The sequence below is a fragment of the Rhodococcus sp. Eu-32 genome (assembly GCF_003336925.1).
GTDB lineage: Bacteria > Actinomycetota > Actinomycetes > Mycobacteriales > Mycobacteriaceae > Rhodococcoides > Rhodococcoides kyotonensis_B.
This window is the reverse complement of the sequence record NZ_QGNK01000019.1, coordinates 1-18,990: the sequence shown is the minus strand read 5'-3', so window position 1 is coordinate 18,990 and position 18,990 is coordinate 1. Positions and strand designations below refer to the sequence as shown.

At 65.4% G+C, this 18,990-nt stretch carries 22 protein-coding genes and 1 riboswitch; of the genes, 7 read left to right on the top strand and 15 right to left on the bottom strand.

Annotated features, from left to right (window positions below):
* The 3 genes from DK926_RS20515 to DK926_RS20505 form a co-directional block, all read right to left on the bottom strand.
* A complete protein-coding gene (locus tag DK926_RS20515; protein ID WP_068423256.1) occupies nt 1–198 on the bottom strand; it encodes a hypothetical protein in 198 nt (65 codons plus the stop codon).
* A 105-nt stretch (nt 199–303) separates the two neighbouring features.
* Entirely contained in the window at nt 304–699 is a 396-nt protein-coding gene (locus tag DK926_RS20510; RefSeq protein ID WP_114331936.1) for a DUF2752 domain-containing protein, read from the bottom strand.
* A gap of 19 nt (nt 700–718) precedes the next feature.
* A complete protein-coding gene (locus DK926_RS20505; protein WP_114331935.1) occupies nt 719–1,321 on the bottom strand; it encodes a hypothetical protein in 603 nt (200 codons plus the stop codon).
* A gap of 139 nt (nt 1,322–1,460) precedes the next feature.
* Between DK926_RS20505 and DK926_RS20500 the strand changes: the two genes are divergently transcribed.
* Nucleotides 1,461–2,048, top strand: coding sequence for a hypothetical protein (locus DK926_RS20500; RefSeq protein WP_243636925.1), 588 nt, complete (start codon nt 1,461–1,463; stop codon nt 2,046–2,048).
* A gap of 12 nt (nt 2,049–2,060) precedes the next feature.
* On the opposite strand, the gene DK926_RS20495 is transcribed toward DK926_RS20500, so the two are convergent.
* Complete coding sequence (locus DK926_RS20495; protein ID WP_114331934.1) at nt 2,061–2,399, bottom strand: plastocyanin/azurin family copper-binding protein; 339 nt, start codon at nt 2,397–2,399, stop codon at nt 2,061–2,063.
* An 87-nt stretch (nt 2,400–2,486) separates the two neighbouring features.
* On the opposite strand from DK926_RS20495, the gene DK926_RS20490 reads away from it, so the two are divergent.
* Nucleotides 2,487–2,909 (top strand): hypothetical protein, encoded by a 423-nt coding sequence (locus DK926_RS20490; RefSeq protein WP_068423266.1) that lies wholly within the window; start codon nt 2,487–2,489, stop codon nt 2,907–2,909.
* A gap of 105 nt (nt 2,910–3,014) precedes the next feature.
* Here DK926_RS20490 and DK926_RS20485 read toward each other — a convergent pair whose 3' ends face one another.
* The 8 genes from DK926_RS20485 to DK926_RS20450 all read right to left on the bottom strand — a co-directional run bounded on the left by DK926_RS20485 (nt 3,015) and on the right by DK926_RS20450 (nt 11,943).
* Nucleotides 3,015–4,184, bottom strand: coding sequence for a Dyp-type peroxidase (locus DK926_RS20485; RefSeq protein ID WP_114331933.1), 1,170 nt, complete (start codon nt 4,182–4,184; stop codon nt 3,015–3,017).
* The gene (locus tag DK926_RS20480) at nt 4,177–4,647 is read right to left on the bottom strand and encodes a copper chaperone PCu(A)C (protein WP_114331999.1); all 471 of its coding nucleotides are present in this window, start codon (nt 4,645–4,647) and stop codon (nt 4,177–4,179) included. The genes DK926_RS20485 and DK926_RS20480 overlap by 8 nt, the downstream gene beginning before the upstream one ends.
* A 2-nt stretch (nt 4,648–4,649) precedes the next feature.
* Nucleotides 4,650–6,032: a PepSY domain-containing protein gene (locus tag DK926_RS20475; RefSeq protein WP_243636924.1), complete on the bottom strand. Its 1,383-nt coding sequence runs from the start codon at nt 6,030–6,032 to the stop codon at nt 4,650–4,652.
* Nucleotides 6,033–6,139: 107 nt separating this feature from the next.
* Complete coding sequence (locus DK926_RS20470; RefSeq protein ID WP_206031063.1) at nt 6,140–6,658, bottom strand: hypothetical protein; 519 nt, start codon at nt 6,656–6,658, stop codon at nt 6,140–6,142.
* A 26-nt stretch (nt 6,659–6,684) separates the two neighbouring features.
* Entirely contained in the window at nt 6,685–8,751 is a 2,067-nt protein-coding gene (locus DK926_RS20465; protein ID WP_114331931.1) for an FUSC family protein, read from the bottom strand.
* 18 nt (nt 8,752–8,769) lie between these two features.
* The gene (locus DK926_RS20460; protein WP_114331930.1) at nt 8,770–10,062 is read right to left on the bottom strand and encodes a GAF domain-containing protein; all 1,293 of its coding nucleotides are present in this window, start codon (nt 10,060–10,062) and stop codon (nt 8,770–8,772) included.
* 61 nt (nt 10,063–10,123) lie between these two features.
* The gene (locus DK926_RS20455; RefSeq protein WP_114331929.1) at nt 10,124–10,891 is read right to left on the bottom strand and encodes an acetoin reductase; all 768 of its coding nucleotides are present in this window, start codon (nt 10,889–10,891) and stop codon (nt 10,124–10,126) included.
* Nucleotides 10,888–11,943: a 2,3-butanediol dehydrogenase gene (locus DK926_RS20450; protein ID WP_114331928.1), complete on the bottom strand. Its 1,056-nt coding sequence runs from the start codon at nt 11,941–11,943 to the stop codon at nt 10,888–10,890. The genes DK926_RS20455 and DK926_RS20450 overlap by 4 nt, the downstream gene beginning before the upstream one ends.
* Nucleotides 11,944–12,068: 125 nt before the next feature.
* Nucleotides 12,069–12,167, top strand: a riboswitch (TPP riboswitch).
* On the opposite strand from DK926_RS20450, the gene tenA reads away from it, so the two are divergent.
* From tenA to DK926_RS20430, 4 genes are all read left to right on the top strand, one after another.
* Nucleotides 12,161–12,886: a thiaminase II gene (gene tenA, locus DK926_RS20445; RefSeq protein ID WP_114331996.1), complete on the top strand. Its 726-nt coding sequence runs from the start codon at nt 12,161–12,163 to the stop codon at nt 12,884–12,886. It overlaps the preceding riboswitch by 7 nt.
* Nucleotides 12,887–12,906: 20 nt before the next feature.
* The gene (locus tag DK926_RS20440; RefSeq protein ID WP_243636931.1) at nt 12,907–13,887 is read left to right on the top strand and encodes an ABC transporter substrate-binding protein; all 981 of its coding nucleotides are present in this window, start codon (nt 12,907–12,909) and stop codon (nt 13,885–13,887) included.
* Nucleotides 13,865–14,686, top strand: coding sequence for an ABC transporter permease (locus DK926_RS20435; RefSeq protein ID WP_114331927.1), 822 nt, complete (start codon nt 13,865–13,867; stop codon nt 14,684–14,686). The genes DK926_RS20440 and DK926_RS20435 overlap by 23 nt, the downstream gene beginning before the upstream one ends.
* Nucleotides 14,683–15,402, top strand: a complete 720-nt coding sequence (locus DK926_RS20430; protein WP_114331995.1) for an ABC transporter ATP-binding protein — start codon at nt 14,683–14,685, stop codon at nt 15,400–15,402. The genes DK926_RS20435 and DK926_RS20430 overlap by 4 nt, the downstream gene beginning before the upstream one ends.
* On the opposite strand, the gene DK926_RS20425 is transcribed toward DK926_RS20430, so the two are convergent.
* Together DK926_RS20425 and DK926_RS20420 are read right to left on the bottom strand one after the other, a co-directional pair.
* A complete protein-coding gene (locus DK926_RS20425; protein ID WP_243636923.1) occupies nt 15,403–16,560 on the bottom strand; it encodes an LCP family protein in 1,158 nt (385 codons plus the stop codon).
* Nucleotides 16,561–16,656: 96 nt separating this feature from the next.
* On the bottom strand, nt 16,657–17,310 hold the full coding sequence (locus DK926_RS20420) for an NAD(P)H-dependent oxidoreductase (protein WP_068423288.1): 654 nt from the start codon (nt 17,308–17,310) through the stop codon (nt 16,657–16,659).
* Between the two features lie 60 nt (nt 17,311–17,370).
* Here DK926_RS20420 and DK926_RS20415 point away from each other — a divergent pair, with 60 nt between their 5' ends.
* Nucleotides 17,371–17,742: a helix-turn-helix domain-containing protein gene (locus DK926_RS20415; RefSeq protein WP_114331925.1), complete on the top strand. Its 372-nt coding sequence runs from the start codon at nt 17,371–17,373 to the stop codon at nt 17,740–17,742.
* Here the strand turns inward: DK926_RS20415 and DK926_RS20410 are convergent.
* Entirely contained in the window at nt 17,739–18,059 is a 321-nt protein-coding gene (locus DK926_RS20410; RefSeq protein WP_114331994.1) for a homoserine dehydrogenase, read from the bottom strand. The two genes, DK926_RS20415 and DK926_RS20410, sit on opposite strands and share 4 nt — an antisense overlap.
* Nucleotides 18,060–18,990: the final 931 nt, after the last annotated feature.

Here is an 18,990-nt window from a genome sequence, read left to right as displayed (position 1 = left end):
CTAGGGAACCCAGTACCGCGTGGCCAATCGATCGACGAGCGGGTCGTCGTCGTCCACGTCGTCGAGCGCAGCGAGATCGTCTCGAATCGCGACGAGCCGAGGGTCGTCACCCTCGGCCACCTCGGCCTCGGTGCCGCCGTCCTCGGCGAGCATCTCGCGCATCTTGGCCTGCAGCCGCGCCTTCATCGACTCGGTCATTCGTCGTCACCCTTCTTGAACACCCGGCGAGCGGTCGGGATCAGCACTACGAGGGCCCCGACCAGGACCACGATCGACACCACTTCGAGCCACATGGGTGTCAGCCTACGGCGCGAGCCAGCTGCCTGCCGGAATGTTCCTGACCACGGTGAACGCGACGACGACGGCCACCCCGACGACGAGGAACCACACCGGCGGCCGGGCGGGGAACAGTGGCCGAGACCTCAGGCGGGCGCGAACCCAGGCGGCCCACAGACCCAGCCCGACGACCGCAAGCAGAACGAAGAGCATGTTCGACGCCGTCGCCGACGCCACGTCACCTCGCACGAGGTCGCCGAACGCGCGGGTCGCGCCACATCCCGGACACCACACGCCGGTGACGGCGTGGATCGGGCACGGAAGGTACGTCGTCGAACGTGGGTCTCGGACGGCGACGAGCACCGCCGCCGCACCGACCGCGCCTGCTACGAGAAGCGGGCCTCGCAGCGCGACGACGGACATGTCACGACGATATCGCGCCTCACTGGTCCGGCCGGTTCGCCGCGTGGTCGTAGTACCCGACGACGCCGCAAGCGCCGTGCAGCGCGAAGTCGGCCTGGCCGCCTCGTGCTCGGCCGCTGTCGCAGATTCCCCGCAACAGCACGTCCACCAACCGATCCAGATCGTGCCATCGCCTCGCCGGGTCGCTGCCGTCGTACTCGGCCGACGGTTCGAACTCCCGCCCGACGGACGCGTCGACGGCGGCCAGCTCGTCGAACACCGCTCGATCGGGCACGTCGATCTCGGGTGCATTCTCGGCGACGACGCGCACGGCCCAGCGGATGTCGTCGACGTGATTGCCCAGCCAGGTGCGTCGGCGATGGATTGCGCCCAGCGTCGGCCAGCGCTTGCGGGCAGCCTGACGCGTCTTGCCGGTGACGACCGCCAGATCGGCGAGGCTGGCGCCGAGCCACAACGCGGTCGACGCGGCGTCCGCGGTAACCGCCGCCGCTTCGCGTTCGACGCGTTCCTCGGTCTCGATCGCCTCACGCAACGCGAGTAGGGCATCGTGCCTGCGCCGACGCTCGTCCGACACGTCGGTCGGCTTGTCTCCCGGGTCGAGGTCTGACAACTTCTGGTTCACATGGCCACGATAGCGTGTGAACCTAAGGTTCACAATGCTCCTTTCATCCGTCGAGGGTGAGCTTTGCCCGGTCTCCCGACCGGCCAGGCCGGCGCCGCTAGGTTCGAGTTCTCCTCGCGTAACAAAAGGTGTGATCCCTATGAAAGCCCCCCGAACCGCGCTCGCTGCGCTGTCGACCCTCGCTTTGACCACCGCGTTCGGCACCGCCGCAGTCGGGACCGCGCACGCCGAACCCGCGAGCGTCGGCTACAGCACCACCGTCACCGAATCCGGCTCCGTGCGAACGATTCTCGACGCCGGCGCATTCACCCTCGCCGCCGACGGCCATAGCGTCGACCTCAAAAACGACGAGGGGACGACACTGACGGCCATCCCACTTGCCTACTCGGTGGACGGGCTCGTTCTGCCGATCGCAGGAACCATCGGCGACGACGGCAGATCGCTGACTGTGACACCGCAGGCGACGTCGCTCATCCATCCGGTGTACAGCCCTGCGGCCTACGACAATCTGGTGACCCAGATTCAAATCGGTTGGCAGAACGGCGGTTCGGTGTCGGGCGGCATCGGGGCGGGGATCGGCGCGGTCATCGGATGCGTGCTGTTCATCTTCGTCGGGTGCATTCCCGGAGCGGCAGCCGGGGCGACGATCGGCGTCGTCAACGGCATCACGAGCGCGAATCCTGCCGTGACACCGGCGTTCTTCGACTTCGTCCGGACCCTGCCCTGACGCCTGTGCACCTCAGGACTCGACGACGACGGTTCCGGTCATGTCGGGGTGCGGTGTGCAGTGGTACGTGAACGTTCCGGGCTCGGTGAACGTGTGCGTGAAGGTGTCCGACACCATCAGCGGACTACGGAAGGATCGGTCGTCGGCGACCACGTCGTGCGACATTCCCTTGTCGTCGAACACCCAGGTGACGGTGTCGCCGACCCGAACGGTGATGGTCTGCGGCGAGTACGCACGGTTCACGACGGTGACCTGATTCGGGTACTCCGGCGTCGGCGCCTCCTCGGCAGACGACGAACATCCGACGGCCGCGAGAAGAACAAGACCTACCAACGCACCTCGTGATCGCACGGCCCCACACTACCTACGACGCTCACCCCGCTGTCCGGTCGCGACCTCCGGTACCATCACCGCGTACTCACGACGGAGGTTCCATTCATGACGAAGCGACGTGCTCGTATCGCCGCTGTCCTTGTTTCTGCACTGATCGTGGTCGGGACCGCGTTGTTCGGAGCGGGGACGGCTCAGGCCAAGTTCTCGCAGGCCGGAGTGATCAGCCCGACGGTCGGCTTCGACCCCGCCGCGATCACCGAATGGCGACCGGAACAGTTCTTCGTCAACCAACAGATCTTCGTGCGCACCGATCCGTCGCTCCCCGGCCTCTCGGACTTCACGTTGAACGTCGGATGCAACTGCGCCATCAACTGGTTCAACCACACCACGCAGGTCGGCGGTGTCGCGTTCCCCGGGCCGCTGAACACCGGACCGATCCGCACGGGCTCCGGAGACGTGTCCGCCTGGGTCGAGATCCCGGGCGGATGGACCCTCCTCCGCGGCGCCGGAAACTGGTGGGTTCCGTAGCGTTTCTCGGGTCGTTCCGCGGGCTCCTCTCCTAGTGCGCTTCGCACCCGTGCGCGGATAGTCCGCCCCTGGGCCAACTATCCACGCGCGGGCGGCGCAGCCGCACTACAGCATCCCCTCCCCCAGATACCCACCGTCGTCGACGCCCGCCGGGACAGCGAACACCGCTGATCCGACGGGCGTCGTCCATTCGTTCAACGCGTCGTGCTCGTCGAGTCGCATCTGCACGGGCAGGAACTGCCCGACGACGTCGCGTTGATACGCCGCGAAGATGAGCCCCGAATTACTGGACGACCCGCTCGTCGGCGGATCGTCGTAGTTGTAGGCGCGCCGGAAGAACCTCTCGCCGTCGTGGCGGTGCCGCGCCCGAGCGATGTGCGACGCAGGCGAGATCACCGGGACGCCGAACCTGTCGGTTGCCGCGAAATCGGCTGTGTCGTGCTCGAACTCACCGGTCAGCGGTGCGCCGGTATCCAGACGCCGTCCGACGGCGAATTCCCGACCGCCACGGTCCAGTTCGTCCCACGTATCGAGTTCGACGGCGATCCTGCGCACCACCAGCGACGTTCCACCGGTGTCGTTCCAGACCAGAGCGTCGAAATCCGTTGTCGAACTCGGATTTTCCGTCCCGTCGACCTGGCCCATCAGGTTACGCATCGTCGTTCCCGACGCCTGCGAGCCCCGCGCGGACCGAAACCCGCGCTGCACCCACCTGGTCGACGCCATCGACCGCACGTTCTTCGTCAACACTCTCACCGCATGCGCGACGGGAACCGGATCGTCGGCGCACACCTGCAGAAGCAGATCGCCGTCGCTCCACCGAGGCTCGAGCCGATCGATCCCGAATCCCGGCAGCGGCGTCACCGGCGATGCGACACCGGCTGCCGTGAACGCACCCGGCCCGAGCCCGACCGTGACGGTCAGCCGCGACGGAGACTCCGCGAGTTCGGGTTCCGTGTCGGCAAGCGCGGGCAATCCCTGCGTCAGACGCGACGCGTCCGCGGTCCACATTCGCAGAATCGCGATGACGTCGTCACGGCCGGCACTGTCGTGCAGATCGAACGCGACGAACGTCCCGTGCGCCTGAGGCGGAGTCGCAATTCCCGCCTGATGTTTCCCGTGAAACTGCACTACCTCTCCACCGAAAGCGACTTCGCCAGTCTCTCTTGATATTCCGTAGGCCGCAGCGCCCGCCGCACCGAGTGCGACGGCACCTCCCCCGAGGAGGCGCCGTCGACTGAATGCGTTGGAACGCTGTGGTGCTCGGTCAGCCACCGTAGTTTTCCTGCGCGCCCGCGAAATCGCGAACCTGCGCGGTGAAGGTCGTCGTCGAACCATCTTCGAACGTGAGGGTGATGTCGGTGTCGGCTCCCGGCGTGAGGGGTGACGTCACGTCCATCAGCATCAGGTGATCGCCACCTGCCTGCAGCACCTTCGTGTCGTCGCCTGCCACCGCGAAACCGCCCTCCTTCGGCTTCATGACCATCGAACCGTCCGCGCTCGCAACGACTTCGTGCAGTTCCATCATCGACGAGCTGCCCGTCGATGCAGCGACGACGCGTACCTGATCGTCACCGGTGTTCTGAATCTCCGCGAACGCCGACGTCATTCCGGTGTCGGCCGCCTTGATCCAAGCTTCCCGCACGGTCACCGAATCCGCTTCGGTACGTGGCTCGTCGGCCCCACATCCTGCGACGAGAAGGGCACCGGCGAGAGCGGCGAAAGCTGTTCTGTACATGTTCATTTCGACTCCGAAGTCGTGGACGGTCGAAGCCCGGCCAGGGCATCGACGAGAAGGAAGGCGAGAAGGCTGATTCCGAGAAGCGGCACATACCAGCCGAGCACGAGAGCGGCTACGACCACCGCGACGACGTGTGCGCGCGGCAGGCCGCGAAGACCCCCCCGCCTCGGCGGCCGCGCCGTCGGCCTGCGCTTCCACCACATGAGGTAACCCCGCACCACGACGGTCACCAACGCGAGCGCGAGCAACGCCAACACGATCTGATTCGCGACGCCGAACAGAATGCCCATGTGCAACGCGATGCCCCACGCCGCGAGTTTCGCTGCGACGGGCCAGTCGGCGAAGTCGTTGTCGTCGACGATCGCGTTCGTAGCACCGTCGATTGCTACCGAACTCGTCGACAACGCGAACGGCTGCCGGGTCTGCGCGACGACGAAGGCAGTATCGACCTCGGCCGGAATCGACACTTCGACCTTGCCGTCGATGCCATGCGACCGGGCGGTTCCGAGGACCGAATCGATGCGACCGACGTTCACGTCGAGAACATCCCTCGAGACCTCGGAGACCGACATGTCATGTCCCGCATGGTCTCCCGCGGCCGCAGCGCCGCTTCCGCCGATGGACGTGGCGGTCGCGGGCGTCGTCCAGTTCAGCGCCGACCGCAGGTCGGAGATGTTCTCGCCCGCGTACTTCGACCACGTGAGGCCGGTCGCGGACAGGAACACCAGCCCGACGGCGATCCAGAGGCCGACCGCCCCATGCCAGTTGCGCGTCCTTGCCCGGCCCGAGACGGAACGGTCGACGGTCAGCAGACGCCCGCCGCGGCGGTGGCGTCGTACCCACAGGACGACGCCACCGAGCGCAACGATCCACATCCACGACGCGGCCAGTTCGCTGTAGATCCGGCCGGGTTCGCCCAGGTGCAGGTGGCGGTGGAATTCGCTGATCCAGGTTCGCAGCGGTAAGGAGCTGCTGCTTCCGTACACGACCGACTGACCGACGGACTCCCCCGTCACCGGGTCCACGAAGACCGCGAGGCGCTTCGATTCGCCGAGGGACGGGTCGGTGAACAGGACACGGCTGGTCTCACCGGGTTCCGAGGCCGGCCGCACTGCGGCGACGGTCAGGTCGGGTCGTTCCGACTCCGCGGCGCGGACCTGCGCGGCGACGGACTGGGTCGGGCCCGTCGACTCGGTGGTCAGCAGATCTCGGTACACGACGGATTCGATGGTGGGTGCGAGTGCGTAGAGGCCGCCGCTGAGTGCGGCGACGAGGATGAACGGTGCGATGAGGATGCCTGCGTAGAAGTGCAGCCTCATGACCAGAGAGGGCGCAGGTGGGGATGGGTCTTTCGTACGTTCTTCGGCCACGACTGTGGACATGGGTGTGCTCGATTCGCTCGTCGACGAGAGCCGTCGAAAAGTGGATGTGGCAAAGCACGGCGGATCCCCGTCAGGGTGAATTGCCGCCGCTGAAGTGAAAGCTCGAATCAAGCAGCGACGGGTGGCCCACGCGTCCCGACGCCGGAACACGCCAGCAATCGCAGGACGACGTCGGGACGGTATTCGGTACGGTCCCGAGGACGCTCGTCCTCGACGGGAAGCACCACGCACAGCACCGGAAGGATGCGGCGAAGAACGGACAGCGCGTGACCGTGACCGAGGACGGCAGCACGAATCAACAACGCACACACCATGGTTGCGACGGCGTGTGCGGCCAGCATCGACGGCGTCAGCGACGTTCCGTGATGGTGCTCGCTCGCGATCGTCAGGACGGTGTGCCCGCACACCTGTCCGAGCGCGAGGACGGCCACCATCGGCACTCGGCCGGCCAGTACCGCCACGACACCACCGACAGCCGCACTGACGATCACGAGAAGGACGAGCGCGGATTCCGAGGGCATCATCGTGCCGCCGCCGACGCCGTGTGCGGCGATGCTCAGCGTCCCGGACGTAGCGCCGACGAACACGCCGCGGATGCGCGCGCGACCGTCGGGCCGGGATGTCATGCGGACACCCTACCGACAGCCGAGTGTCAGGCTCGCGTGAACACCTCACCCATCGTCCGGTTGAGCGTCCCGAGCGAGCGAACCACACTACGCACCGACCCCGATGTCGTCGTCGACGCGAGCATCACGTCCAGAGCCGAGGTCTCGGTCAGCTTCTCCGGCGGCTCGACCTGCTCACCGGACAGCGCGCGTTTGACGTCGTCGATCAGTGCCTTGGTGACGTCGGCGGCCTCGCGGAGCGCCTTCGCCGTCGCCTCGGACGGGGCGCTGTCGCTCTGCGCGCGTGAGGCGCCGACGCCTGCGCGGGCGAGTGCATGCCCGGACCGGTTGCTGACCGTCATGATGCGCAGCAGACGCTTCGTGCCGCGCCTCGTCCGTGCCGTCGGACCCATCTCCAGCGGCTTCCCCGCAGTCACGAGTTCCTTGAGTGCGTTGTCGAGATTGCGCATGTCGGCGACGAGATCGGTGTCCCGCCCGGGTTCGACGACCGATTCGATGCTCGAATCGACGATCGAGGACATCTGGTCGAGGTAGGTGTCGATCTTCTCGGTCATCGTCGATCGAGTGCCGGTGGACAGGATGAAGTAGGCCGACGCGATTCCGACGAGTCCGCCCGCGGCGGTCTCGTAGATACGCAGTTCGAGCACGTCGACGCTGAACGTTCCGAGCAGGCCGTACAGCATCGCGAGCATCACCGTGACGAAGAACGACAGCAACGCGTAGGCGACGGTGACGAGGTAGAACGCGAAGAACACACACACGACGAGCATCGTCACCTGCAGCGGCTGGTTGTGGCCGACGAGCGCCGACAGGACGACGCCGGCGAGGACACCTGCAATGGTTCCGACGACGCGGTGGCCCGCGCGCGACAGGATCTCGCCACGCGTCGACGCGCCGGTGAACACGAGGAAGGCCGTCAGGACGGCCCAGTACCAACGGTCGGGCGAGATCAGCTCGCCGAGAATCGTCGCGGCGCTCGTCGCCACGGCCACCTGGATCGCAGCCTTGGTGCTCGGATTCATGCCGGTCTCGTCGTCGCGGCGCTCGTCGTCCTTCTTCGACGGTTCTGCCTCGGTCTTCAACGCGTTGCTGGTGATGTGGTGGATCGCGATGTGGGCTTGAACGGCGCGCATCGCGACGGTCGTCGCGACGCCGGCCTGGGTCGACGCGTCGGCCTTGTCCGCGGCAGACGCCGCAAGGCGTCGCGCAGCACGCAGCGCCTCCTCCGACGGATGGTTCTGCAGACACGAACCCAGCGCGGTGAGCGCTTGCCCCAGCTGTCTGGGCCATTGATTCTCGGGATCGAGCGCCCAGAATGCACTGACGAGTTGTTCGGTGGCGATCTGGGCGTCGAAGATACGCAGCGACAGATCGGCGTTGGTGACGCTGAGCAGTCGAGCGGCGTCGTTGCGATCCAACCAGTCGTCGATCATCAGGGCAGTGCTGCCGAGCCGGTCCAGCCTCTTGCGTAGCAGTTCGATGTTGCGGTCCTTCTTGTTCGACGCGACCTCGAGCACGTCGATGCACGACGCGCGCAGCGCCCGCACCAACCGCTGGAGCTCCACCCGCGGCCGGTCGGGCAGGATCACCGTGCGCACGACGAGTGACACCGCAACGCCGACGACGATCGACGCGGCGAGCATCGGTATCTGACCGGGCGTCGCGCGCAGGAACAGGGCGAAGAAATAGCAGATGAACGCGACCATTCCGAGCGCAGTGCCACGCGGTCCGTACCGACGAACCCACACGGCTGCGAACAGGACGACGATGAATCCGACGTCGGCTATCTTCCCGAACTGCGACAGCACCGCCGACAGCGTGACCGCACCGATCGCGGGAAAGACGAGCAGAAGCGTCGTGACGACGCGGCTGCGTTGGTCCTTGTCCTTCACCGCCGCCGACGATTGCATCGCGACGACGGTGCCGATCATGGCGACGGTGATCGGCTGGCCGAGTGCCGCCGAGCTGGGCAGGAGCACCAGCATCGCGAGGACGACGGTGACGGTCGTCGCGGTCGCCGACCGCAGACGCAACCGACCGGGATCCGAAACGGCGAAAAATCGCGTGAGTGCGCTGCGCGCCCGTGCGTGCATAGTTGGACCGGAGACCGACTATTCGCGCACGGGCGCAGAGCGCCTCACAGCCGGCGCCGTCGAGTGCGGCAGCAACCGGCTCATGTCGTCGGGAAGGAGCAGGTCGACGACGACGGAATCGTCGAACCGATACGGCTGAGTCAGCAGTACGCCCGCCAGATGCTTTCGTAGACGCGACATCTCGGCGCGGACGGTGATAGCTCTTCCGTCGTCGCCGAACAGGTCGGCGGCCATCTGCGCGGCAGTTCGCCCACCTCGGTACGTCGCGAGGAGGTACAGGATCTCCGCGTGCCGCGGCGTCGGCTCGTGTGTCCATTCGCCGACCTCGCTGCGAATCCGCACTCGGGTCTGCTGCGGCTGCCGTAGGTCGATCGTCACCGTCGTGGAATCGACAGTGTCGTCCCCCGAACCCGTCGGGCGTACGAGCCAGCCACCGGGAAGCGGTTCGAAGTCGCACACACCGAGCTGCGGCATCCAGAACCGTCCCGCGCCGAGGTCCTCGGGCAGGAGGATGCGATTGCGCAGTGCCACGGATTCGACCGCAGCCACCCAGCCGTTGGAGTCGACGGCGAGCGCCGGCGCCTGCAGTCGCGCCAGCATCGGCGCTGCCACCGAGCGGAGACGGTCGAGATGCTGCCGATGGTGTTCGCGCAGTTGCGATTCCGCGAGACGCGCAATGGCGTCGACGAGAGCCAGTGTCGTCGGATGTACCGTGCTCGCCGGACCGCTGACGTCGACGGCGCCGATGACGCGCCCGGTGCGCGGATCCTTGATCGGTGCACCCGCGCACGTCCACGGATGATGGCTGCGCACATAGTGTTCCGCCGAGAAGATCTGTACGGCACGCCTGGACACGAGGGCGGTACCGATCGCGTTGGTACCGACGGAATCCTCCGCCCAACTGGCGCCTTCGACGAATCCGAGACCGTCGGCACGACCGAGGACCGACGTGGATCCGCTGCGCCACAGGACGCGTCCGTGCCGATCGGCGACGACGAGAATGTTGTCGCCGTCCTGGACGACCGATTCGAGTCCTCGGCCGAGGTCGTCGAGGATGTCGAACAAACCCGATTCCCGACGGCTCAGCTCGAGATCGGACGTGTCGATCTGCGGCGACTGCACACTGACCTTCTCGGGGTCGATACCGAGTGTCCGTAGCCGCCGCCAGGAATCACCGATGACTTCCCGCGGGCGCGCGGGCGACTTGCCGCCGGTCATGGTCGCGTCGTACACCGCACTGAGAATCTGCGCGTAGCGGCGCGGATCCTCGCCGGCCGCCAGCGCAGGTTCGGGGCCTGTCGACTGTGTCATCACCGGCAATTGTGCGCCAGCTCACAAACCGATGTAAAGCCAGGGCCGTCGAATGCACACCTCATCGATAGACGAGACCGCCGTCGATCAGCGGTGCCTGCCCGGTCATGTAGTCTGAATCCGGGCCCGCCAGGTAGGACACGAATGCCGCGACGTCGTCGGGCGTCTGCGCGCGTCCGAGCGCGATGCCGCCGACGAACTTGTCGTAGGTCTCACCTTCTTTCGCACCGGTCAGCTCGGCGAAACGCTTGTCGATGGTCACCCACATGTCGGTGCCGACGACGCCGGGGCAATAGGCATTGACGGTGATCCCGTCCGACGCGTATTCCTTCGCCGCGGCCTGGGTCAGCGCGCGCACCGCGAATTTCGTTGCGCTGTAGACGCCCAGCATCGCGAATCCGTCGTGTCCGGCGATCGACGACGCGTTGACGATCTTGCCCTTCTGCTTCAGCGTCCTGAATTTCGCTGCAGCGGCCTGAATTCCCCACAGAACACCGTCGACGTTGACGGCGAAGATGTTCTTCGTGTCCTCGGGGCGAACGTCGTCGAGCGGCGCGACCTGCGCGATACCCGCGTTGTTGACGATGACGTCGAATCCGCCGAGTTCCTCGTGCGCATGATCGACCGCCGCGAACACCTGATCGCGATCGGTCACGTCGGTGACGAAAGTCGTTGCATGACGCCCGATGTCACGAACCTCCTGCGCGACGGCGTCGATCTTGTCCGATGCCACGTCGACGAGCGCGATGTCGTGCCCGTCGCGGGCGAGGCGAAGTGCGATGCCGCGGCCGATTCCCTGACCGGCTCCGGTGACGAGTGCGACTGTCATTTCTCTCCTTCGGCTGGAGTTACCAGAACCTTCATCTTGTTACCCGCGTGCAGTGCCTCGAAACCGTCCTCGACCACGCCGTCGAGCGCGATCTTGTCCACCCATCCGGTCGTGTCGTACTGCCCGCGTGCCATCAGATCGATGACGGCGTCGTAGTCGGCCGAGGTGTAGCAGAGCGAACCTTGGATGCGAGATTCGTTCATGACGAGCTTCTGAAGCGTTGTGGTCAAGGGCTTTTCGTAGATCGCGACGCTGACCAGCGGCTTACGCGCACCGATGCAACTCAATGCCGTCTCGACGGCCGGTTGCACACCGGCTGCGTCGTAGATCGCGTCGGCGCCGCGACCGTCCGTGGTGTCGGCGATGAACTCAGGCACGTCGAGTGTCGTGGGATCGAGCGTCTTCGCGCCGAGCGCTTCGATCGATGCGCGACGCGTCGGCGACGGCTCGACCACGTACACGTCGTCGAGTCCTTTGCCGCGCAACGCAAACCACAGTCCGATACCGATCGGCCCTGCACCGAACACCATCGCGGTGTCGTCGGGCTTCGGGTCGCCGAGCGTTGCGGCATGGAATGCGACGGACATCGGCTCCACGAGCGCGCCCAGTTCGAGCGAAACATTGTCGGGCAGCTGGTGAATCATGTTCGACGGCACCACCGTGTATTCGGCCATCCCGCCGTCGGACATCAGTCCGTGGAATCCGATGTGCTGACAGATGTTGTAGTTGCCGGCTTTGCACGGACCGCAGTGGCCGCACCGGTAGAGCGGTTCGATGGCGACGCGGTCACCGATCTTCGCATCTCTGACTCCGGCGCCCACTTCTGTCACCGTTCCGGAGAACTCGTGCCCGAGCACAAGCGGCAGCTGCTGATGCGTCAGCGGGTGCGGTTCGGTAGGAACGAAGATCGGACCGGCATAGTACTCGTGCAGGTCGGTACCGCAGATGCCGTTGAACCCGACTCGAACCTTCACCTCACCTTCACGGGGCGACGGCTCGGGCACATCGGCGATCTCCACCTTGTTCGGACCGTAGTAGACGGCAGCGCGCATCGGTTCACTCCTCACCGGTTGATTCGATGAACACATGTCTATGTGACCTGACCCACAAGCGACAGGGTTGCAGCCCGTTGCAGTCCTTCGATCGCCCGGTCGGCGGATGGTGCTATGGTCGGCGTTGTTCTGACACGGGGTGCGTCCTACCTGAGGATGCTGAGATCACACCCGTCGAACCTGATGCAGTTAATGCTGACGAAGGGATGTCAAGGCGATGGTTACGCCTGTGCACTCGGCGGATTCGGTCCGCCACACGGACCGCATGTGGGACGCAACGGGCTCGTTGCGCACCGCTATCGACGGGCTCGAGTTCCTCGAGCAGCTCGGACACGGAACGTTGCCGCTCGACGCGTTCCGCTTCTACATCGAGCAGGACCGGCTCTACCTGGCCGGATACACCAAGGCGCTGGCCATTCTCGCATCGCGGGCGCCCGACGCGACCACGGCCGCGTTCTGGGCGACATCGGCGGCCAGCGCTGTCGACGAGGCATCTCTGCACGAACAACTGTTGTCCGGCAGTGCGCTCCCTCCGTCGGACGCGCGCGTCGAGCATTCACCGACGTGCCTCGGCTACACCTCCTACCTGATCGCCACTGCAGCCACCGAGCCGTATCCGGTCGCGGCCGCAGCAATTCTGCCGTGCTTCTGGATCTACGCCGATGTGGCGGCGCGGTTGGCGGGTGCAGCACAGGACGTGCTGGCACGGGATCCCGAGCACCCGTACGCCCGATGGGTGTCGACGTACGATTCCGACGAGTTCCGCGACATCGTCTCCGCCGCAAGAACCCTCGTCGACGAGGCGGCCGATGGAGCGACCGAGGCACAGCGCGAGGCGATGGTCGACGCGTTCGTGATCGCCACTCGATACGAGCTGTCGTTCTGGGACACAGCCTTGCATCCGACGCCGTGGTCGCACTCGCGATCGGCGGTGGCGTTGTGAAAAAGCTTCTTGCACTCGCCGTGTCGGCCGTGTCGATCGCGGGACTCACCGCGTGCGCACAGTCGAACGATTCCGACACGATCCGATTCGCACTCGACTGGACACCGAACACCAACCACACCGGACTGTACGTTGCGCTGCAGGAAGGCTACTTCGCCGACGCCGGTCTCGACGTCGAGGTGCTGCCCTACAACAACACCTCGCCCGACACGCTCGTCGATTCGGGCAACGCCGAATTCGGTATCAGCACGCAGAGTTCGACGGCATTCGCGAAAGCAGCAGGTGCACAGATCGTCTCGGTGCTCGCACCGCTGCAGCACTGGGCGACGGGCATCGGAGTCAAGGCCGATCGCGACGACATCCCGAGCCCGAAGGCGTTGGACGGAAAGACGTACGCGGGCTTCGGTGACACCGGCGAGCAGGCGACGCTGAGGCAGGTCGTGCGGAACGACGGCGGCGCGGGCGACTACGAGACGGTCGTGCTCGGCACATCCGCCTACGAAGCCGTCTACTCCGGCACCGCCGACTTCACCGTGTCCTACTTCGCGTGGGAAGGCATCGAGGCCGAGCACAGCGGCACGCCGATGAAATACTTCGACTACACCGACTACGGATTTCCCGACGCGTACGCGATCACCATCAGCGGCAACGAGAACTGGCTGGCCGACAACCCCGACGAGGCGAGAAAGTTCGTCCAGGCGTTGCAGCGCGGCTACCAACTCGCAGCCGACGATCCGCACCGCGCCGCACAGGACGTCATCGACGCCAACCCCGGCGCGTTCACCGACGAGGACCTCGTGTTCGAGAGCCAGCAGATGCTCGCCGACAGTTACATGAAGGACGCGTCGGGAACCGTGGGTACGCAGAACCTCGAGAAGTGGGCGGCCTACTCGAAGTTCCTCTACGACAACGGTGTTCTCGTCGACGAGTCCGGCGCGCCGCTGACGTCCGAACCCGACTGGTCGACGTACTTCACCGATGACTACCTCGCCGATCAGTAGCACAGCCGAGTCGTCGTCACCCCGTGCCCGACGGGTCCTGACGCTCGTTCGGTGGGCGCTGCCGTCGGCGACGATCGTCGTCGTGCTGGTCGCCGCATGGCAGATCTACGTCTCGGTCTCCGGCATCAGGCCGCAGGTGCTGCCGTCGCCGACACGCATCGTGACGCAGGGCTGGGCACATCGCGACGCGATCGCCACGAACGCCGCGGCCACGCTGCAGGTCACGATCGTCGGATTCGCGGTGTCGCTCGTCGTGGCCTGGGTTCTGGCTGTGGCCGTCGACTTCTCGCCGTGGCTGCGCCGGGCCGTCGTCCCGCTGTTCGTGGTATCGCAGACGTTGCCGATCATCGCCATCGCGCCGCTGCTCATCATCTGGTTCGGATTCGGACTGCTCCCGAAGATACTCGTCATCGCGCTGGCAACGTTCTTCCCGATGGCCATCGGTTTGATCGAAGGCTTCGCCGCCACCGACCGCGACGCTCGCTCACTGCTGGCCAGTATGGGCGCGAGTCGGTGGCAGCAGTTCCGGTACGTGCGACTGCCGTCGGCGATGCCCCGGTTCTTCACAGCACTGCGTATCGGCATCACGTATGCGGTCGTCGGTGCGATCTTCGCCGAATATGCCGGCGCAAGTGCAGGACTCGGCATCTACATGGCCCAGCAGAAGAACTCGTTCCGCACCGATCTCGTATTGGCCGCAGTGGTCGTGACGGCCGTCATCAGCGTCGCACTGTTCCTGCTCACGTACGCCGTCGAACGCGTCGTCGCGCCGTGGGCGCTGGATCGGAGGACGTCATGACGCATGTGCACCTGTCCGGTCTGACGAAGTCCTTCGGCGACCGCACCGTTCTCGACGGCGTCGATTTCGATGTGGCACAGGGAGAATTCGTGTCGGTCATCGGCCCGAGCGGATCCGGTAAGAGCACGATCTTCAACGTCATCGCCGGGCTGGATACGCCGGACTCGGGAATCGTCGACGCGCCGACCTGCGCGTACATGCCACAGAAGGACCTGCTGTTCCCGTGGCGGTCGGCGCTGGAGAACACCACCCTCGGCCTCGAAGTCCAAGGCGTCGACAAGAAAGCCGCTCGCCGACGCGCACGCGAGCTGTTCCCGATCTTCGGACTGGGTGGGTACGAGAACGCCCGTCCCGCCGAGATGTCCGGTGGCATGCGGCAACGCGCAGCCCTGCTGCGGACCGTCGTGCAGGGACGTGAGGTTCTCCTGTTGGACGAACCGTTCGGCGCACTCGACTCGTTGACGCGGACATCGATGCAGGGCTGGCTGCAGAACGTCTGGCTGCAGTACCAGTGGACCGTACTGATGATCACACACGACATTCGCGAAGCGGTCTACCTCTCGGATCGCGTGATCGTGTTGTCGGACAAGCCTACTCGTGTGCGCCGCCAGGTAGAGGTGCCGCTCGCCAGACCGCGCGCGCTCGACGTCGTCACGTCGCCGGAGTTCGCGAAGGTCGAGTCCGAGCTGATGGACGTATTGATCAGTTCGTACTGATCAGTCGACGCACGGGATGTTGCCGTCCACCTGCACGCCGACGGCAGGCGGGTCGTCGACCTCGGTCGTCGGAACCGCGTCGGGCGCAGGGGTTTCGGCTGTGGCGGCAGGTTGCTCGGGTGCGGGATCGAGAATTCGCGCGGTCTCCGAGCGCAAGCGATCGACGTCGACGATGTTCACGTCCTGGCCGTCGATCGTCTCGTAGCCTTCGACGGGAAGTGTGAAGAAGTCGATCTCCCCGTCGACGATGCTGCCGGCCTGCGAGACGAGTGAGACCGGATCGAGGTCTTTGTCGATGACGATGTCCTGCTTCGTCCCAGCGACGAGAGCACGCAGTTCCCCGAGATTGCCGAGAATGCCGGATTCCTTCAGTTTCGACATGACTCCGGCGACGAACGCCTGCTGACGGCGAGTGCGGTCCAGGTCGCCGTCGACCAGGCCATGGCGTTGCCGCACGAACGACAATGCTTGCGACGCATCGAGAGTCTGGGTGCCTGCCGGGAAGCGTGCACCCGAATACTCGTCGTCGACGGCGTCGTTGAGGCACACCGGGATCGGACCGACGGCGTTGGCGATGTCGTAGAAGCCGAGCAGGTTGACTTCCGCGAAGTGATCGATCGGGACCTGCAACAAGCGCTGTACTGCCTGGAGCGTGGAGCGACGGCCCTCCTCGCGCGCCTGCCGTTCACGAGACGCCGGATCGGTCACACCCTCGTCGAACAGCGCGGAGTCGGCGTCTGCCTTCGCCAACCCGTAGGCCTCCTTGATCTTTCGCTTACCGTAGCCGGGTACGTCGACGTAGTCGTCCCGTGGGATCGAGATCGCCTTCGCCCGACCACCGTCGCCCGGGAGATGCAGGAGGAGAAGCGTATTGGTGTTGTAGCCGCCGACGTCGCTGTCTCCGGCGTGAAGCTCATCGGTGACGAACGACGGCGGAAGGTCGTTGCCGTCCATGTCTTTTCGACTGTCGAGTCCGATGAGCAGGATGTTGGTGTCTTCGCCGTTCAGGCTCGGATCGTTGTCCGGGAGCTCCGCCAGAGCGTTCGACGTCGTCAGTCCCGTCGTCGCTTCTCGATACACTGCCCACCCGACACCGCTGACGACCAGTGACGACACCGCGGCCAGGCCTACCAACCCACGACTGGCGTGAACGAGCAAGCGCCGTGTATGGGTCGCACGATGGCGGCCGGCCGACACTCGATGTCGCCCAGCTTTTCGAGAACGGCCGGTCCCATCGAGAAGCACTCGACGAGGTTAACCGAGACCGCGCCCCAGGGTGGCCGCGAGGTCAGCGACGGCCGCCCTGGCCGAGGCAAGCGAGTCCTGTGCCTGCGGAATCAACGAACTCATCGCCGGCACCCGGGCCGCGAGTGTGAGGTCGACGAGTACGACGTGCACCTGCATCCCGAGCGCTGTGCCCAGCACCTGCTGCAGCTGCGGAACGGTGTGGTCGGCACCTTCGTCCGGAGTGCCCGGGCCGTATTGGTTCCCACGGCTCGACACGACGACGACATGCTTGCCTTCGAGCGGCCGCGTGGGTGCGTCGAACGGAACGGTGATCCCGGGAACGTGGATGTAGTCGATCCACGCCTTGAGAGTCGACGGCACCGACCAGTTGTACATCGGTGCCCCGATGACGACGACGTCCGCCGAGACCACCTCGTCGATCAATTCCTTCTGCAGCGCTTCGGCTTCGGGTGGCGCTACTTCCTCGGCCGTGCGCAGATGCGGTGCCCAGTGCAAGGCGGACGTCGGAAGATGCGGCAGTGCATCGCGATGCAGGTCGCGGTAGATGACCGAATGGTCGGCACCGAGGGAATGCCATACGTCCGAGAAATGAGCGGTGACCGCCCGGCTCACCGAATGACTCAGGTCGGCAGACGAATCGAGATGCAGCAACTGCGGCACGGACGGCTCCTTGATCCGGGGGTAGGTAACTACAGACTATGCCCAGTAGTCTTCCCGCTTATGGATCACCGGTACATCGCGAGCGCACTGTCCGTCGAGGATTCACGCGCAGTCGACGCCGTGGTCGCCGGACTGGACGGTCGAACCCCCGACATCGCTGTCGACGGTGTCTCACTCGACATCGACGAGCCTGCGCGACGCGCCGTCCTCGAACTGCTCCGGCAGCTCGCGTCGGGAACCGCGGTCACCATCGGACCCGTCGGCGAATTGCTGACGACGTCTCAGGCCGCCGAGATCCTGGGTGTCTCGGACACGTACGTGCGCAGGCTGGCCGACGCAGGCGACCTCGCCATCGAAATGCGCGGCACACACCGCAGATTCAAGCTCGAGGACCTCGTACGGCTGCGTGAGAAGTTCAAACGCGACCGCTAGCCCGCCTCCCGCCCGAGCAACCCGGATTGCAGGGCCAGGAGGTCACGGAATGCCTCGCCCGACGCCCGCCACAGCTGTTCACCGTCGATGTAATCGACCCCCAACAGGTTGACGTCGCCTCGAAATGCGCCGACGTCGACCGACAGTTTGCGCACGATGGCCGACACGTCGCGATCCAGGTAGCCGGAATCCGAACGTTCGAGTTCACGGAACCGCGCTGAGAAGTGGTCTGCAGAGATGCGCCGGTCGACGAACTGAGCCACCAGGATCACGAATCGCGACGCATGCAACGACGGAGAACGAAACGATTGCTCCACGACACCGCCTTCCCCGGTCGACGACCCCATTCATCGCCGCCATCGAATCTCGTCGGTTCGAATCGAGGACAAGGGGCGTGCACAGACCGCGACGACGTCGTCGGTTCGCGGTGATCGAGGGGTGTCGACGATTCGGTTCTTTCGTTATTCGGAACTTCGCCCACGATAACGACGTCAAACCGACCCGAAGACCGTTATCGAGGATCCTATGACCGATCACAACACACTGCGCGCGACAGTTGTGAGGGGCCGTCACGATGGCAATTAATTCGGTGGCGCGCGGTGGCGCGTCTGTCGCATGATGGTCAGCGTCACGAACCGAGGCGGCCGCGAAAGGAGTGGGACTATGACGGTATCTGCCAACGATGTTGTCGTTCCGCGTATTTCGCGTGGCGACGCGCCCGTTCTCTTCATCTAGCGAATTCGATTCCGCTTTCTTTTCACCGCCTGCAGTGATGCTCGTCGAGCTCTGCAGCGTGCGGTCATGCTGTCATGCAAGGAGTTCACATGTACGTGTACGAAAACTTGGTTCGTGAACACGAACTGAGAGTTGCGAAGTCACTCGAACGATACGAGCTCAGGAAACACGGGCGGTCCAGAACGTCGTCCGACGGCCTGGCGCTCTTCGCCGCTGCCCGACGGCTCGTCGCCAGTAGCGGCCGGCCGCCCTCGGCATCGATGGTCCGTGGCAGCGGGTAGACGGGGTGGGTGGTTCATTCATGCCGTTCGCCGGCCTGGGTGTTCGCGTGAATGGTGCGTTCATACGATCTGTCAGCGTGGATGGTTCATCGATACGGACACTCCGCCGCCGCCGCGGCCGGTGAGGGCATGGATGGTCCGTGGCAGCGGGTAGACGGGGTGGATGGTTCATTCATGCCGTTCGCCGGCCGGGGTGACTGTGTGGGTGTGGAATGCAGAACACCCCGCAACC

Coding starts and splice junctions, on each gene's coding strand:
- DK926_RS20515 (WP_068423256.1), bottom strand. CDS start 198: ATGACCGAGTCGATGAAGGCGCGGCTGCAGGCCAAGATGCGCGAGATG.
- DK926_RS20510 (WP_114331936.1), bottom strand. CDS start 699: ATGTCCGTCGTCGCGCTGCGAGGCCCGCTTCTCGTAGCAGGCGCGGTC.
- DK926_RS20500 (WP_243636925.1), top strand. CDS start 1,461: ATGAAAGCCCCCCGAACCGCGCTCGCTGCGCTGTCGACCCTCGCTTTG.
- DK926_RS20490 (WP_068423266.1), top strand. CDS start 2,487: ATGACGAAGCGACGTGCTCGTATCGCCGCTGTCCTTGTTTCTGCACTG.
- DK926_RS20480 (WP_114331999.1), bottom strand. CDS start 4,647: ATGTACAGAACAGCTTTCGCCGCTCTCGCCGGTGCCCTTCTCGTCGCA.
- DK926_RS20475 (WP_243636924.1), bottom strand. CDS start 6,032: ATGTCCACAGTCGTGGCCGAAGAACGTACGAAAGACCCATCCCCACCT.
- DK926_RS20470 (WP_206031063.1), bottom strand. CDS start 6,658: ATGACATCCCGGCCCGACGGTCGCGCGCGCATCCGCGGCGTGTTCGTC.
- DK926_RS20465 (WP_114331931.1), bottom strand. CDS start 8,751: ATGCACGCACGGGCGCGCAGCGCACTCACGCGATTTTTCGCCGTTTCG.
- DK926_RS20460 (WP_114331930.1), bottom strand. CDS start 10,062: ATGACACAGTCGACAGGCCCCGAACCTGCGCTGGCGGCCGGCGAGGAT.
- DK926_RS20455 (WP_114331929.1), bottom strand. CDS start 10,891: ATGACAGTCGCACTCGTCACCGGAGCCGGTCAGGGAATCGGCCGCGGC.
- DK926_RS20450 (WP_114331928.1), bottom strand. CDS start 11,943: ATGCGCGCTGCCGTCTACTACGGTCCGAACAAGGTGGAGATCGCCGAT.
- tenA (WP_114331996.1), top strand. CDS start 12,161: ATGGTTACGCCTGTGCACTCGGCGGATTCGGTCCGCCACACGGACCGC.
- DK926_RS20435 (WP_114331927.1), top strand. CDS start 13,865: ATGACTACCTCGCCGATCAGTAGCACAGCCGAGTCGTCGTCACCCCGT.
- DK926_RS20430 (WP_114331995.1), top strand. CDS start 14,683: ATGACGCATGTGCACCTGTCCGGTCTGACGAAGTCCTTCGGCGACCGC.
- DK926_RS20415 (WP_114331925.1), top strand. CDS start 17,371: ATGGATCACCGGTACATCGCGAGCGCACTGTCCGTCGAGGATTCACGC.